At 57.9% G+C, this 15302-nt stretch carries 13 protein-coding genes and 1 tRNA gene; 1 reads left to right on the forward strand and 13 read right to left on the reverse strand.

The window, feature by feature from the left end; all coding sequences use genetic code 11:
• Positions 1-7: 7 nt before the first annotated feature.
• From nusA to rlmE, 9 genes are all read right to left on the reverse strand, one after another.
• On the reverse strand, positions 8-1501 hold the full coding sequence (gene nusA / locus CLH62_RS07905; RefSeq protein WP_099617542.1) for a transcription termination factor NusA: 1494 nt from the start codon (positions 1499-1501) through the stop codon (positions 8-10).
• 54 nt (positions 1502-1555) lie between these two features.
• Positions 1556-2017 (reverse strand): ribosome maturation factor RimP, encoded by a 462-nt coding sequence (gene rimP / locus CLH62_RS07910; protein WP_099617543.1) that lies wholly within the window; start codon positions 2015-2017, stop codon positions 1556-1558.
• 320 nt (positions 2018-2337) lie between these two features.
• Positions 2338-2422 (reverse strand) — tRNA-Leu (locus tag CLH62_RS07915).
• Between the two features lie 7 nt (positions 2423-2429).
• On the reverse strand, positions 2430-2810 hold the full coding sequence (gene secG, locus CLH62_RS07920; protein WP_099617544.1) for a preprotein translocase subunit SecG: 381 nt from the start codon (positions 2808-2810) through the stop codon (positions 2430-2432).
• Between the two features lie 24 nt (positions 2811-2834).
• Positions 2835-3593 (reverse strand): triose-phosphate isomerase, encoded by a 759-nt coding sequence (tpiA, locus tag CLH62_RS07925; protein ID WP_099617545.1) that lies wholly within the window; start codon positions 3591-3593, stop codon positions 2835-2837.
• Positions 3594-3668: 75 nt separating this feature from the next.
• Positions 3669-5012, reverse strand: coding sequence for a phosphoglucosamine mutase (gene glmM, locus CLH62_RS07930; protein ID WP_099617546.1), 1344 nt, complete (start codon positions 5010-5012; stop codon positions 3669-3671).
• Positions 5012-5842: a dihydropteroate synthase gene (gene folP, locus CLH62_RS07935; RefSeq protein ID WP_099617547.1), complete on the reverse strand. Its 831-nt coding sequence runs from the start codon at positions 5840-5842 to the stop codon at positions 5012-5014. The genes glmM and folP overlap by 1 nt, the downstream gene beginning before the upstream one ends.
• 95 nt (positions 5843-5937) lie before the next feature.
• Positions 5938-7881 (reverse strand): ATP-dependent zinc metalloprotease FtsH, encoded by a 1944-nt coding sequence (gene ftsH / locus CLH62_RS07940; RefSeq protein WP_228152788.1) that lies wholly within the window; start codon positions 7879-7881, stop codon positions 5938-5940.
• Between the two features lie 184 nt (positions 7882-8065).
• On the reverse strand, positions 8066-8686 hold the full coding sequence (gene rlmE, locus CLH62_RS07945; RefSeq protein WP_099617548.1) for a 23S rRNA (uridine(2552)-2'-O)-methyltransferase RlmE: 621 nt from the start codon (positions 8684-8686) through the stop codon (positions 8066-8068).
• A 164-nt stretch (positions 8687-8850) separates the two neighbouring features.
• Between rlmE and yhbY the strand changes: the two genes are divergently transcribed.
• Positions 8851-9162 carry a ribosome assembly RNA-binding protein YhbY gene (gene yhbY / locus CLH62_RS07950; RefSeq protein WP_099617549.1) on the forward strand — a complete coding sequence of 104 codons (312 nt, stop codon included), beginning with the start codon at positions 8851-8853 and terminating at the stop codon, positions 9160-9162.
• Between the two features lie 120 nt (positions 9163-9282).
• Here yhbY and greA read toward each other — a convergent pair whose 3' ends face one another.
• From greA to dapB, 4 genes are all read right to left on the reverse strand, one after another.
• Positions 9283-9762 (reverse strand): transcription elongation factor GreA, encoded by a 480-nt coding sequence (gene greA, locus CLH62_RS07955; protein ID WP_099617550.1) that lies wholly within the window; start codon positions 9760-9762, stop codon positions 9283-9285.
• A 4-nt stretch (positions 9763-9766) separates the two neighbouring features.
• Positions 9767-12982 carry a carbamoyl-phosphate synthase large subunit gene (gene carB / locus CLH62_RS07960; RefSeq protein ID WP_099617551.1) on the reverse strand — a complete coding sequence of 1072 codons (3216 nt, stop codon included), beginning with the start codon at positions 12980-12982 and terminating at the stop codon, positions 9767-9769.
• 79 nt (positions 12983-13061) lie between these two features.
• The gene (gene carA / locus CLH62_RS07965) at positions 13062-14192 is read right to left on the reverse strand and encodes a glutamine-hydrolyzing carbamoyl-phosphate synthase small subunit (protein WP_211285669.1); all 1131 of its coding nucleotides are present in this window, start codon (positions 14190-14192) and stop codon (positions 13062-13064) included.
• A gap of 266 nt (positions 14193-14458) precedes the next feature.
• Complete coding sequence (gene dapB / locus CLH62_RS07970; protein ID WP_099617553.1) at positions 14459-15259, reverse strand: 4-hydroxy-tetrahydrodipicolinate reductase; 801 nt, start codon at positions 15257-15259, stop codon at positions 14459-14461.
• Positions 15260-15302: the final 43 nt, after the last annotated feature.

The following is a 15302-nucleotide window of genomic DNA, read 5'->3' on the forward strand; positions in this document are numbered from 1 at the left end:
TCCCGAATTAAGCCTGGTCTTCAAACCAGGGGGCACGTGCGGTCATGATAAGCTGACCGGCACGCTCTTCATCCATACCATCGATATCGAGCAGATCGTCAACCGACTGCTCTGCCAGATCTTCCATGGTGCGCACACCCATGCCCGCCAGCTTGAAGGCCAGGCTACGGTCCATACCGTCCATACCGAGAAGATCTTCTGCCGGCTCGGCACCCTCAAGTGCCTCCTCGCTTGCCAGGGCCTGGTTCAACAGGACATCCTTGGCACGGCGGCGCAGTTCAGTGACGGTCTCTTCGTCGAAACCTTCGATCGCCAGCATCTCTTCCATCGGCACGTAGGCCACCTCTTCGATCGAGGTAAACCCTTCCTCAATCAGCACACCGGCGAACTCTTCATCAATGTCCAGGTTGCCAGTGAAATGCTCTACAAGCCGATTATACTCCTGCTCCTGACGTTCACCGGCTTCTTCTTCGGTCATCACGTTCAGGGTCCAGCCGGTCAGTTCCGTAGCCAGACGGACATTCTGGCCGTTCCGGCCAATAGCCTGGGCCAGATTGTCTTCCGCCACAGCCACTTCCATGGTGTGCCGGTCTTCGTCCATTACGATGGAGGCAACCTCCGCCGGGGCCATGGCATTGATCACCAGCTGGGCAGGGTTATCGTCCCAAAGCACGATATCAACACGCTCACCACCCAGTTCGTTGGAAACAGCCTGAACGCGGGAACCGCGCATACCCACACAGGCACCAACCGGGTCGATACGGCGATCGTTGGTTTTGACTGCAATCTTCGCCCGGGAGCCGGGGTCTCTTGCAGCACCGCGGATCTCAATCAGTTCTTCCGCGATTTCCGGAACCTCGATGCGGAATAGCTCGATCAGCATCTGCGATGCGGTGCGGCTCAGGATCAGCTGGGGGCCGCGATGATCGGTACGGATCTCCAGAAGCAGGGACCGCACCCGGTCGCCCATTCGGAAGGTTTCCCGGGGAATCAGGTGTTCCCGGGGCAAAAGCGCCTCGGCGTTACTGCCAAGATCAACAATAACATTGTCACGAGTCACTTTTTTGACCGTACCAGACACCAGCTCACCAACACGGTCACGATAGCTGTCGACAATTTTCATGCGCTCAGCTTCCCGGACCTTCTGGAAGATGATCTGCTTGGCAGCCTGGGCCCCGATCCGACCGAATGCCTCGGACTCAATTTTCTCTTCGTGAATATCGCCCGGCTTCAGCGCCGTGTCGATTTCCTCGGCTTCCTGCAGAGTCAGTTCCGTACCAAGCGCAGGAACCGCATCGTTGTCCACAACCAGCCAACGGCGGAAGGTCTCATATTCTCCGGTTTTCCGGTCGATCGAAACCCGGATATCCGCCTCTTCGTCATCAAAGCGTTTTTTGGCAGCGGTGGCCAGTGCCAGCTCGATCGCTTCAAAAATCACATCCTTCTCGACACCTTTCTCGTTCGAGACGGATTCAACCACCAGCAAGATCTCTTTACTCATTGGATTGCCCTGCCTTCAACATAAACTGTGCGTCCACTGACTTTTTAATATCGTTCATTCGAATACCGGTACGATGTGGGCCTTTTCGATACTGTCGAAAGGCAAAAGATATTCGTGGTCATCAACGACCACCACCACATCATCACCTTCGACGCCTTTAATCAGCCCCTGGAACTTCCGGCGCCCTTCAAATGCCATCCGGAGACGAATCTGCACCTGGTGGCCGGCAAAGGCTTCGTATTGTTCCAGACGAAACAGCGGGCGATCCATCCCCGGGGATGAAACCTCCAGTGTGTACTCGGTCTGGATGGGATCTTCCACATCCATCACACCGCTGATCTGGCGACTGACTTTTTCGCAGTCCTCGATACCGATGCCGTTCTCGGCATCGTCAATAAATACTCGCAGCAGGGAATGATGGCCCTGTGAGCGGAATTCAATGCCCCAGAACTCATACCCCAGCCCCTCAATTACAGGCCGGAGAATGTCTTCCAGTTGTTTAATCTTGGCTGACAAGTTACGCCTTCTCCGTTATCAGATTTACCGGCCCCAAAAACAAAAAAAGGGCTGTTTTATCAGCCCTTTTTATGCACCAGGGCCCTTTGCGCCAGGCCCCTTAATCAAAAAGCCCCGAACAATGGGGCCTTTTGTTGCAAGAACTCGCAGGAAGCAAACCGATGTACCGCTTCCTGCTGACAGACACCTGGCCTGCCAGAAACCCGCCAGCACCACGCGGCAGGTCCCAATATCCGCCGGAGTATAGAGACGCCGGGCGGAGTGGTCAAGGACTGACCAAAAAAAACGGCCTGGAGAGTCCAAGCCGTTTTTCTTCAATATGGTGCCCGGGGCCGGACTCGAACCGGCACAGCTTTCGCCACTACCCCCTCAAGATAGCGTGTCTACCAGTTTCACCACCCGGGCAACATTCTTACTCGAGTTCAGGGAGACCAGACTCCCCGCCCCCGGCTTCGCTGGAGGAAGCTTTACCATTTTCAGCAGCACTGTCAGTCGGTGCGGGGGCAGCGGATTCCTCAACGACAGGAATGCCTGCTTCTCCGGCCAGCTCGGCGCGCTGCTTGGCAAAGATTGCCAGCGAGAAACTTGTTACAAAAAATACGATGGCGAGCAGGGTCGTGAAGCGGGTCAGAAAACTGCCGCTACCCTGACTGCCGAATACTGTCTGAGAGGCACCACCACCAAAGGCAGCGCCTGCGTCAGCACCCTTGCCCTGCTGGATCAGCACCAGACCCACCAGCGCCACCGCAATCACGACGTGCACAACGACTACCAGTGTCTCTAACCAATCCATAACGACTCTCGCGAACCTTTAACTTTAGGCACCTGCCGGAACAGCCCGGCAAATACTTACAAATTCTTCTGCTACCAGCGACGCTCCGCCGATCAACCCGCCGTCAATATCCGGCCCGGCAAAAAGCGCGGCTGCATTATCCGCTTTTACACTGCCCCCGTAAAGCAGGGATATCTCTTCCGCGGGGGCTCCCAACTCTGCCAGCACCTTTCTGATCGATGCGTGCATGGCCTGGGCATCTTGTGCCGTGGCGGTTTTTCCGGTGCCAATGGCCCAAACAGGCTCATAAGCGACAACAACATGCGACCACTGATTCGGAGCCACCGCTGCCAGACCTTTCCGGACCTGACCCGCAACAACCGACTCCGCCTCGCCAGCTTCACGCTGCTCAAGCGTTTCACCGACACAGACGATGGCACCCAGACCACTACCAACAAGGCGCTCGACTTTCGCGGCCACTTCGTCGTCGGTTTCACCAAAGATCTGACGACGCTCAGAGTGCCCGACCAAAGCGTAACGGCAACCCTGATCCTTTGCCATCTCAGCGGAAATCTCACCGGTATAGGCTCCGGACCCCCACCGCCCGACGTTCTGAACACCCAATGCCAATGCATCACCGGCCTGAGCGGCCGCATCTCCGATATAAATTGCGGGAGGAATAATAACAACCTCAACGCCATTATCAAGAGACTCGACCTGGGATCGCACATAGCCTACCAGGGTTTGGGCCAGGTCTTTTGACCCGTTCATTTTCCAGTTTCCGGCTACGATCTTACGACGCATAACAGTTCCCGAACGTGAGGGAGGGCGAACTATACAGCACTCCCTCCCAGCAGACAACCGCCTGAAAACACAAAATTATGCGGTAGAATTCTCCACCACTTTCGCCAGTTCCTCAACAACCCGCAGGATATCCTCTGCGTCCTGTCCTTCGGCCATAACCCGGATTAGCGGTTCGGTTCCAGAGGCTCTGAGCAGGATTCGCCCGGAGCTGCCCAGGTCGGATTCGGCCTTTTTCACTGCGGCCACGATGTCACCCCGGCTAAACGGGTCAAAACGCTGGCTCACACGCACGTTTATCATCTTCTGGGGCAGCTTGCTCATACCCTGACGGATATCAGAAAGTGTCTTCCCCGATTGCCTGATCGCCAGCAGAGTCTGCAGCGCCGAGACAATCCCATCTCCGGTACTCGTGCAGTCACGAATAACCATATGGCCCGAGCCTTCACCGCCGAGCACCCAGTTGTTGGCCACCAGGCGCTCCATGACGTAGCGATCGCCGACTTTTGCGCGTTCGAATTCGATTCCGATCTCAGTCAGTGCCAACTCGACACCAAGATTGGTCATCAGGGTGCCGACCACCCCACCTTTCAGGCGACCCTCTGCAAAACGCTGGGAGGCAATCACGTAGAGAAGTTCATCGCCATCCACTTCGGAACCATCACGATCCACCATCAGGACCCGGTCACCGTCGCCGTCAAACGCGATGCCAAGGTCCGCCCTCTTTTCAACAACAGCCGCCTTCAGTGCTTCCAGATGGGTTGAGCCGACGTTCAGGTTGATATTCAGACCATCGGGATCGGCGCCAATCACCGATACCGTGGCACCAAGCTCACGAAACACTTTGGGGGCCACGTGGTAAGTAGCACCATGGGCGCAATCCAGCACGATTTTCATGCCATCCAGGGTGAATTCGTTTGGCACGGTGCTTTTACAGAATTCCACGTACCGGCCCGGAGCATCGTCCACCCGGGAGGCCTTACCAAGCTCCGTTGGCTCACACACCTGAATCGGCATGTCCAGCCAGCGCTCGATTTCCGCTTCCAGGGCGTCATCGAGCTTGGTGCCGTCAGCCGAGAAAAATTTGATGCCATTGTCGTGATGAGGGTTATGGGACGCGCTGATCACGATACCAGCCGATGCCCGGAATGTACGGGTGAGGTAGGCAATGGCCGGAGTTGGCATCGGGCCGAGCAGCTTTACATCGACACCGGCGGCTGAAAGCCCGGCCTCCAGGGCGGACTCAAACATGTAACCGGAGAGCCGGGTGTCCTTGCCTATCAGGACACTGTTGCGATGACCATCGCGTTTGAATGCCTGACCGGCGGCCCAGCCCAGCTTGAGCATGAATTCCGGGGTAATCGGAAACTCGCCGACACGGCCGCGAATACCGTCCGTGCCAAAATATTTTCTCTCGGACATTAACCTGCCTCCTTGACTGCCGCCACCACACGGACGGCGTCTACTGTTTCCCTGACATCGTGCACTCGAATAATACTGGCACCTTTCATGGCGGATATTGTCGCGGCCGCGAGACTCGCGGGCAACCTTTCATTCACATCGCGACCGGTGATATGGCCGAGCATGGATTTCCGGGAAACCCCGATCAATAGTGGATGCCCGAGGATGTGCATCTGCTCGAGGGAAGCCAGCAACTGCAGGTTGTGCTCGAGACTCTTGCCAAAACCGAAGCCCGGGTCGAGCAGAATATTCTCCGGACGAACGCCTGCCATTTCGGCTACACGCATTCGCTCTGAGAGAAACGAACTCACCTCCCGGCGGACATTCCGGTAGTCCGGATGATCCTGCATGGTGTCCGGTTCGCCCTGGATATGCATGATGCACACTGGTATACCCACCCGGGCAACCACCTCAGGCGCGCCTTCCCGCTGAAGCGCACGCACATCGTTGATCAGACCTGCCCCGAGCCGTGCTGTTTCGGCCATCACTTCCGGCGCACTGGTGTCCACCGAGACCACGGCATCCAGCTCCCGGGCAATCGCTTCTACCACCGGGCAGACCCGATCCAGCTCTTCCTGAACCGACACCGGCGTCGCGCCCGGGCGGGTCGACTCGCCACCGACATCGATAAATGCCGCGCCATCGGCCACCATTTGCCTTGCCCGCTGGAGAGCCACATCGGGCCGGTTAAACTTCCCACCATCGGAGAAGGAATCCGGCGTTACGTTCAAAATCCCCATTACGTGGCAGCGGGACATATCCAGCGCCCGCCCGGCAAATTTCATTTTCATGGCAAACCTTTTTCAGACTGGCAAAAACAAACGCCGCCCGGGGTCCGGGCGGCGCAGGGAACTACAAGGATTTTCTGACCGGAAAGCCGGTAGCGTCAGTGCTCTCCGGCAGGACGGCCGACACCGGGATGGCGGCCATCGTCGGAAGCCTTGGGCTCCGGCGCCACTTCAGGCTCGTCGGCTTTCACGCCACCTGCAGGACCGCTGTCTCCCCAGCCTTTTGGCGGACGAGGCGCCCGGCCTTCCATGATGTCGTCGATCTGATGACGATCAATGGTTTCGTACTTCATCAGCGCGTCGGCCATCAGGTCCAGCTTTTCACGGTTATCAATCAGGATCTGCTTGGCTTTCTCGTAGCAGGTGTCGATGATGTTCCGGACTTCTTCGTCAATCCGCTGGGCGGTTTCCGGCGAGTACACTGTCTGGGACTGGCCAGCGGAACGACCGAGGAACGGCTCTTCACTGTCGGTATCGTACTGCAGCGGCCCGAGCTTCTCGGACAGCCCCCAACGGGTCACCATGTTCCGGGCCAGACTGGTCGCCCGCTCGATGTCGTTGGACGCACCCGTGGTGACGCCATCAAATCCAAGAGTCAGCTCTTCGGCAATACGGCCACCGAATAGACTGCAGATCGAGCTGATCAGGAACCGCTTGCTGTGGCTGTACCTGTCCTCTTCAGGGAGGAACATGGTCACACCCAGCGCGCGGCCGCGAGGAATAATGCTGACCTTGTAAACCGGGTCGTGCTCGGGCATCAGCCGACCGACAATGGCATGGCCAGATTCATGGTAAGCGGTGTTCCGCTTTTCTTTCTCGCTCATCACCATGGACTTGCGCTCGGCGCCCATCATGATCTTGTCTTTGGCCAACTCGAACTCTTCCATGGAAACCAGGCGCTGGTTACGACGCGCCGCAAACAGCGCAGCTTCGTTAACCAGGTTGGCAAGATCCGCACCGGAGAACCCAGGCGTACCACGGGCAATCAAAGCGGGCTCTACGCTGTCGTCCAGGGGCACTTTCTTCATGTGCACCTTGAGAATCTGTTCACGGCCGATGATATCCGGCAGCCCAACGACCACCTGACGATCGAAACGGCCCGGGCGCAACAGCGCGGGGTCGAGAACATCCGGACGGTTGGTGGCTGCGATGACGATAACGCCTTCATTGCCTTCAAAGCCGTCCATCTCAACCAGCAACTGGTTCAGGGTCTGCTCGCGCTCGTCATGACCGCCACCCATACCGGCGCCACGATGGCGACCGACCGCATCAATCTCGTCGATAAAGATGATGCAGGGGCTCTGCTTCTTGGCCTGCTCGAACATATCTCGAACACGGGATGCGCCCACGCCCACGAACATTTCCACGAAGTCGGAGCCGGAGATGGAAAAGAACGGCACCTTGGCTTCACCAGCAATAGCTTTGGCGAGCAGGGTTTTACCAGTACCCGGCTGACCCACCATCAGAACGCCTTTGGGAATGCTGCCACCAAGACGCTGGAACTTGCTGGGATCCCGCAGGAAGTCCACAAGCTCCTTCACGTCTTCTTTGGCCTCATCAACCCCGGCCACGTCCCCGAAGGTCGTTTTGATCTGATCTTCACTCATCAGACGAGCCTTGCTCTTGCCAAAGGACATGGGGCCTTTGCCGCCGCCACCTCCCTGCATCTGACGCATGAAGAAAACGAACAGCGCGATGATGATGAGTATCGGAAACGCGGCCACCAGCAACTGTGTCCACAGGCTCTGACGCTCAGGCTGCTTACCGATTACCTCGACTTGATTTGCAAGAAGGTCGTCCATCAACTTGTTGTCAGACACCTGGGGACGGATTGTCTGGAACTGGGAACCGTCATCGCGGGTACCCTGCACCTCCAACCCATCAATTGTGACCTGACGGACCTGCCCTTGCTGGACCATCTCCACAAACTGGGAATAATTGACTTGTTGGCCGGTGGTGGTGGGAGAGAAGTTCTGAAACACCATCAGCAGCACGGCGGCTATAATTAGCCAGAGAACCAGATTTTTTGCCATATCGTTCAAGGATCGTCACCTGTGAATTGAAGGGTTAGACTTTCGAAAGCACCCTTTTTTGACACCTTACACCAATTGTACGCCTGTCCACCAGAAACGGCCCATCCGTATCGGCCACAGGCGCGCTGATCTTACTGACCAGCCTGAAGGCGTGAAGACGGAGTCAGATCAAAGCTTTCATCTGACTCCAATTTCAGCCTTTAAAGCCTTTGCAAACCTGATATATCTCCCGGGAACGAGCCCTTGAAGAATCCGGCTTGCGGCTGACAACCGTGTTAAAGCTGCCACGCATATCAGCCAGCAGCGCATCAAAACCTTCGCCCTGAAACACCTTGGCAACAAATACGCCACCCGGTCGCAACACCCGCTTCGCCATATCCAGGGCCAGCTCTACCAACCCCATGGCGTTCGGAATATCAACGGCGGCCATACCACTCATATTGGGCGCCATATCTGAAATTACAACGTCTGCACGACGATCTCCGAGTAACGCAAGCAATTCTTCGAACACCTCATCCTCGGTGAAATCGCCTTGCACAAAGTCCACGCCGGCAATCGGATCCATCGGCAAGATGTCGCTGGCGATGACCACACCTGTGTCGCCAACCTTTTCCGCGGCTACCTGGGACCAGCCACCCGGCGCCGCCCCGAGATCAACGACCAGCTGACCGGGACGGAACAGCTTGTCCTTGTCATTAAGCTCGATCAGCTTGTAGCTGGCTCGGGACCGATAGCCATCTTCCTGGGACTTTTTGACCCAGACATCATCGAAATGTTCCTTCAGCCAGCGATCACTGGATTTCGAACGGGCCAATTAAAACCTCCAAAACTGCGCTTAAACCTGCCAGTGGCCGTTCCGATACGTGTTAACGGCCATTTTTACGGCAAGGTGATCTGTTACAATCCGCAAATTATACGTTCAAGTCAGCGCATACGCCGCTGACCTTTTGTTAATTGCACCGATAAAGAGATTACATCATGAGTCTTTCACCGGAACAGCGCCGGGAATACCGGGCCATTGCCCACAATCTGAAGCCGGTCATCATCGTTGGCGACAAAGGCCTGTCCGAGGGGCTGCAGGAAGAACTGGAGCGCGCCCTGAATGATCACGAGCTGATCAAGATCAAGGTGGCAAACCAGGATCGCGAAGCGCGACAGGAAGCCATCGCGGCACTTTGCGAAAGTTCCGGCGCCGAGCTGATCCAGAGCATCGGCAAAATCGCCGTGATCCTGCGCCGCGCGAAGAAACCCAATCCGAAGCTGTCGAACCTGCTGCGCCACAAGCACTGATCCGGCGCAAAACCTGTTAAAACAAAAGCCGGCTGGGGCATCCCGAGCCGGCTTTTTTTCGCCTGAACATGGGGTCAGATGAAAGCTTTCATCTGACCCCATGTTCACCGCAACGCTTAATCAGACGTACTCCACTTCCTCAATCTCGTATTCCACGGTACCGGACGGCACGCGAATCGCGACCACGTCACCTTCACTCTTGCCAACAAGGGCCCTGGCGATGGGCGACGAAATCGACAACTTCCCTGCCTTGATGTCGGCTTCGTCCTCACCAACGATCTGGTAGATGACCTGCTCATCGGTGTCCATGTTCAGCAAATGGACCGTGGTGCCAAAAATCACCTTGCCGGTGTTCTCGATGGTAGTGACATCAATCACCTGAGCGCCGGACAGCTTGCCTTCAATTTCCTGGATACGGCCCTCAATAAAGCTTTGTTGCTCCCGGGCGGCATGGTATTCGGCGTTTTCTTTCAGGTCGCCGTGCTCTCGGGCGTCGGAAATTGCCGCAATCACCCGGGGACGATCTTCGGACTTCAGCTTCTGAAGTTCCTGGCGGAGGCGGCTTTCCCCCTCCTTTGTCATCGGTACTCTGTCAGCCATAGTTTCACTTTCCTGCGTGAAGATCCTGGAGGCGGCGTACAGTGCGCTCCGGGCCAAATTTGATGGCCCGGCAGAAGGCTTCGCCGCCCGCCAGTGTCGTTGTGTAGGTTACCTTGGTCTGCAATGCCGACTGGCGGATCTGGGCCGAGTCGGAAATCGCCTTGCGACCTTCGGTGGTATTGATGATCAGCTGGACCTGACCGTTCTTGATGGCATCCACGATGTGTGGACGGCCTTCACGGACCTTGTTCACCCGATCAACCTCAATTCCGGCCTCTTTCAGGGCCTTGGCGGTACCGGTAGTCGCAATCACCTTGAAACCGGCCTCAACCAGATCACGGGCAACTTTCGCGGCACCCGGTTTGTCCACGTCGCGCACCGACATGAACGCAGTTCCCTTGGTCGGCAAACGCTCACCGATCGCGAGGGCGGCCTTGGCAAAGGCCTCGTCAAAGCTGTCACCCAGGCCCATGACCTCACCGGTCGACTTCATTTCCGGCCCGAGGATCGGATCCACCGCCGGGAACTTGTTGAACGGGAACACAGACTCCTTCACCGCGTAGTAACGCGGGATGATTTCCTGGGTGAACTCCAGCTCCTTCAGGGTCTTGCCCGCCATCACCCGGGCCGCCACCTTGGCCAGGGACACACCAATGGCCTTGGACACGAACGGTACGGTCCGGGAGGCCCGTGGGTTCACCTCGATCACGTAGATCTCGCCGTCCTGCCAGGCCAGCTGCACGTTCATCAGGCCGATCACATCGAGTTCGATGGCCATTTTCCGGACTGCGTCGCGCATCTCGTCCTGCACCTGCTGGGACAGGGTGTACGGCGGCAGCGAGCAGGCGGAGTCACCGGAGTGTACGCCGGCCTGTTCGATGTGCTGCATGATGCCACCGATCACCACGTCGGTACCGTCGGAGATGGCGTCGATGTCCACCTCGATGGCAGCATTCAGGAAGTGATCCAGCAGTACCGGGCTATCGTTGGAGACCAGCACAGCGTTGCGCATATAGCGCACCAGCTCTTCCTCGTCATAGACGATTTCCATGGCCCGGCCACCCAGCACGTAGGACGGACGCACCACCAGCGGATAGCCGATTTCCCGGGCGGCCAGGATGCCTTCCTCGTGGCTGCGCACGGTGGCATTTTCCGGCTGTTTCAGGCCCAGACGGGTAATCATTTGCTGGAACCGCTCCCGGTCCTCGGCGCGGTCGATGGCGTCCGGGCTGGTACCAATGATCGGTACGCCGGCCGCTTCCAGGCCACGGGCCAGTTTCAGTGGGGTCTGGCCACCGTACTGGACGATCACACCCTTGGGTTTTTCAACGTGAATAATTTCGAGCACGTCTTCCAGGGTGATCGGCTCGAAATACAACCGATCGGAGGTGTCGAAATCGGTGGACACGGTCTCCGGGTTGCAGTTGATCATGATGGTTTCGTAGCCATCCTCGCGCATGGCCAGGGCCGCGTGCACGCAGCAGTAATCGAATTCGATGCCCTGGCCGATCCGGTTGGGGCCGCCACCGATGACGACGATTTTCTCGCGGTCGCTGGCATCCGCTTCGCATTCTTCTTCATAGGTGGAGTACATGTAGGCGGTGTCGGAGGCGAACTCGGCCGCGCAGGTGTCCACCCGCTTGTACACCGGGCGGATGTCCAGATCGTGGCGCAGCTTGCGCAGGCTCACTTCCGAGAGGCCCAGCAGTTTGGCCAGGCGGGCATCGGAGAAGCCCTTGCGCTTGAGGCGGAACAGGGTGGCCTGATCAATATCGGCCTTGCCAGCGGACTTGAGGGCCTGCTCTTCACGGATGAGGTCTTCGATCTGCACCAGGTACCAGGGGTCGACGTGGGTATTGTTGAAGACTTCCTCAACCGTCATGCCGGCACGGAACGCATCGCCGATGTACCACAGGCGCTCCGCCCCCGGCACATTCAGCTCCTGAGTCAGCGTTTCCTGGCCGTCCGTCGTTGCCAGATCCACTTTTTCTTCAAACCCGTCGGAGCCGACCTCCAGGCCGCGCATGGCTTTCTGCAGGGATTCCTGGAAGGTCCGACCAATGGCCATGACCTCACCCACGGATTTCATCTGGGTGGTCAGGCGGGCGTCGGCCTGGGGGAACTTCTCGAAGGTGAACCGGGGGATCTTGGTGACCACGTAGTCGATGCTGGGTTCGAACGAGGCCGGAGTGACGCCGCCGGTGATTTCGTTGCGCAGCTCATCCAGGGTGTAGCCTACTGCCAATTTGGCAGCGACCTTGGCGATCGGAAAGCCAGTGGCCTTGGAGGCCAGAGCGGAGGAACGGGACACCCGCGGGTTCATCTCGATCACCACCATGCGACCGGTATCGGGGTTGATGCCGAACTGGACGTTGGAGCCGCCGGTTTCCACACCGATCTCACGCAGGACCGCCAGGGAGGCGTTCCGCATGATCTGGTATTCCTTGTCGGTGAGGGTCTGGGCCGGGGCCACGGTGATGGAGTCACCGGTGTGCACACCCATGGCGTCGAAGTTCTCGATGGCACAGACGATGATGCAGTTGTCGTTCTTGTCGCGGACAACTTCCATCTCATACTCTTTCCAGCCGATCAGGGACTCGTCGATCAACAGTTCGTTGGTCGGGGACAGGTCCAGGCCACGGGTACAGATTTCTTCGAATTCATCCCGGTTGTAGGCGATACCGCCGCCAGAGCCGCCCATGGTGAAGGACGGGCGGATAATGCACGGAAAGCCGATGTCGTCTGCCACTTCCCAGGCTTCCGCCATGGTGTGAGCAATGGTGGCCCGCGGGCACTCGAGACCAATCCGCTTCATGGCCTTGTCGAATCGGTCGCGATCTTCGGCCTTGTCGATGGTATCTGCGTTGGCGCCGATCATCTCCACGCCGTGCTTTTCCAGTACGCCGTGCTTTTCCAGGTCCAGGGCGCAGTTCAGGGCGGTCTGACCACCCATGGTGGGCAGCAGCGCGTCCGGCTGTTCTTTCTCGATAATCTTTTCGACGGTTTTCCAGGTGATCGGCTCGATGTAGGTGGCATCGGCCATCACCGGATCGGTCATGATGGTCGCCGGATTGGAGTTAACCAGGATGACCCGGTAACCCTCTTCCCTCAAGGCCTTGCAGGCCTGGGCTCCGGAGTAATCAAACTCGCACGCCTGCCCGATCACAATGGGCCCGGCGCCCAGGATCAGGATGCTCTTTATGTCGGTACGTTTTGGCATTTCTAGGTAAACCTGTCAGCAACTTTTGAATTCTGGCAGCGCAACACGCGGCGCCCGTGAGCTTTCCCGGCGACCCCCCTCAGGCGGATCGCGCCTCCATCAGGCGGATAAACTCGTCAAACAGGGGGGCCACGTCATGGGGACCGGGGCTGGCTTCCGGGTGTCCCTGGAAGCTGTAGGCCGGCTTGTCGGTCCGGCGAATGCCCTGCAGCGTGCCATCGAACAGGGACTTGTGAGTCGCCTCGAGATTGGCCGGCAGCGTTGCCTCGTCGACAGCAAAGCCGTGATTCTGGCTGGTGATCATCACGGTTCCCCTCGCCAGATCCTGCACCGGATGGTTGGCACCGTGGTGGCCGTGGCCCATCTTCATGGTTTTGGCACCACTGGCCAGAGCCAGCAACTGATGGCCCAGACAGATGCCAAAGACCGGGATCTCGGTTTCCAGCACTTCTTTAATAGCTGTGATGGCGTAATCGCAGGGCTCGGGATCACCCGGGCCGTTGGACAGGAACACGCCGTCCGGATTCATGGCCAGCACTTCGGAGGCCGGGGTCTGGGCCGGCACTACGGTAATGTCGCAGCCGCGGGAGGCCAGCATGCGCAGGATGTTGAGCTTCACGCCGTAATCCCAGGCGACGACCTTGAAGCTGGCCTCGGTACGCTCACCATAACCCTCGCCCAGGGTCCACTCGGTTTCACTCCAGGACCAGATCTTGTCGGAGGTCACCTCTTTTGCCAGATCCATGCCCTTGAGGCCCGGGAAGGCTTTCGCCAGTTCCAGTGCACGCTCGGCGGTGGCATTTTCGCCGGCAACGATGGCACCGTTCTGGGAGCCCTTGTCCCGCAGGATCCGGGTCAGGCGGCGAGTATCAATGTCGGCGATTCCAACAATGTTGTTGCTTCGCAGGTAGTCGTCCAGGCTTCCCTTACTGCGCCAGCTGCTGGCCATCAGAGGCAGATCGCGGATAATCAGGCCGGCGGCCTGGATGCGGTCTGACTCGACGTCTTCTTCGTTCACACCGGTATTGCCGATGTGCGGGTATGTCAGGGTGACGATCTGGCGGGAGTAAGACGGATCGGTCAGGATCTCCTGATAGCCGGTCATGGCGGTGTTGAACACCACTTCACCGCTGGTTTCTCCGTCAGCGCCAATAGCGCTGCCGTAGAACAGGCTTCCGTCTGCGAGTGCAAGGATTGCTGGTGTGCTCAAGGCTTGTATCCTCATCGAGTGGCGTATCGGTTCGTCACGAACAGGAACGCAAGCGCAAATTCAGGTTGCAAAAAAGCGAGACGGAGTCTTGGCTCGGTCCCGCTTTCTTATAAACTTATTCAAAGGTACGCTTGGTGCAGTTAAACCGCCTTATTGTAAGAAATATGGCGCTTTTTGTCCACGGGAAATACCGTCGGTTCTGTGCATGACCGAAACATCGGCAAGGGGTTGGGATCTTTGCCATAGAGATGGCCTCTGGCTACCCCTCACTTCAAATCCAGGACATCCTGCATATCATAAAGCCCGGCCGGCTTGCCTTTCAGCCAAAGCGCAGCCCGCATGGCACCCTTGGCAAAGGTCATCCGGCTGCTGGCCTTATGGGTCACTTCGATGCGTTCACCCTCGGTAGCGAACAACACGGTGTGATCGCCCACCACATCACCGGCACGGATCGTTTCGAAACCAATTTCCTTGCGGGTGCGCTCGCCCGTGAAGCCTTCGCGGCCATACACGGCGCACTCTTTCAGATCGCGACCAAGGGCATCGGCAACAACTTCACCCATACGCAGGGCAGTCCCGGAGGGGGCGTCTTTCTTGTGGCGGTGATGGGCTTCGATGATTTCGACATCATAGTCGTCGCCCAAAGCTGCAGCGGCGGTGCGCAGCAGGTTGAGGACCACATTGACGCCTACGCTCATGTTGGGCGCGAACACCAGGGGAGTGGATTCTGCAGTTACAGCCAGCTGCTGCTTTTCGGCGTCGGACATGCCGGTGGTGCCAATAATGAGCATTTTGCCGTTGGCTTTGCAGAATTCGGCGTTTTCCAGGGTCAGGTCCGGAAAGGTGAAATCGATGAGGACATCGAAATCGTCCTTCACATCAGCCAGACTGCCGGCCATTTCCACGCCGGTTTTACCGACACCGGTCATTTCTCCGGCATCAGCACCGATCAGGCTGCTGCCCGGCTCGACAATGGCGGCACCGAGCTCGAGGCCATCAGTGCCGTCAACGGCTTCGATCAGTACTTTTCCCATGCGCCCGGCGGCGCCGATGATTGCTACCCTCATGCTCGCTTTCCCTTTTTTCACCCTTGTTGAACCCGTAAGAGCT

The sequence above is a fragment of the Marinobacter guineae genome, from assembly GCF_002744735.1.
GTDB lineage: Bacteria > Pseudomonadota > Gammaproteobacteria > Pseudomonadales > Oleiphilaceae > Marinobacter > Marinobacter guineae.

What these genes read in the sequence shown, in the direction of transcription:
- greA (WP_099617550.1), bottom strand. Translation starts at nt 9,762, where the DNA reads ATGGCTGACAGAGTACCGATGACAAAGGAGGGGGAAAGCCGCCTCCGC.
- folP (WP_099617547.1), bottom strand. Translation starts at nt 5,842, where the DNA reads ATGAAAATGAAATTTGCCGGGCGGGCGCTGGATATGTCCCGCTGCCAC.
- dapB (WP_099617553.1), bottom strand. Translation starts at nt 15,259, where the DNA reads ATGAGGGTAGCAATCATCGGCGCCGCCGGGCGCATGGGAAAAGTACTG.
- secG (WP_099617544.1), bottom strand. Translation starts at nt 2,810, where the DNA reads ATGGATTGGTTAGAGACACTGGTAGTCGTTGTGCACGTCGTGATTGCG.
- tpiA (WP_099617545.1), bottom strand. Translation starts at nt 3,593, where the DNA reads ATGCGTCGTAAGATCGTAGCCGGAAACTGGAAAATGAACGGGTCAAAA.
- yhbY (WP_099617549.1), top strand. Translation starts at nt 8,851, where the DNA reads ATGAGTCTTTCACCGGAACAGCGCCGGGAATACCGGGCCATTGCCCAC.
- nusA (WP_099617542.1), bottom strand. Translation starts at nt 1,501, where the DNA reads ATGAGTAAAGAGATCTTGCTGGTGGTTGAATCCGTCTCGAACGAGAAA.
- glmM (WP_099617546.1), bottom strand. Translation starts at nt 5,012, where the DNA reads ATGTCCGAGAGAAAATATTTTGGCACGGACGGTATTCGCGGCCGTGTC.
- carB (WP_099617551.1), bottom strand. Translation starts at nt 12,982, where the DNA reads ATGCCAAAACGTACCGACATAAAGAGCATCCTGATCCTGGGCGCCGGG.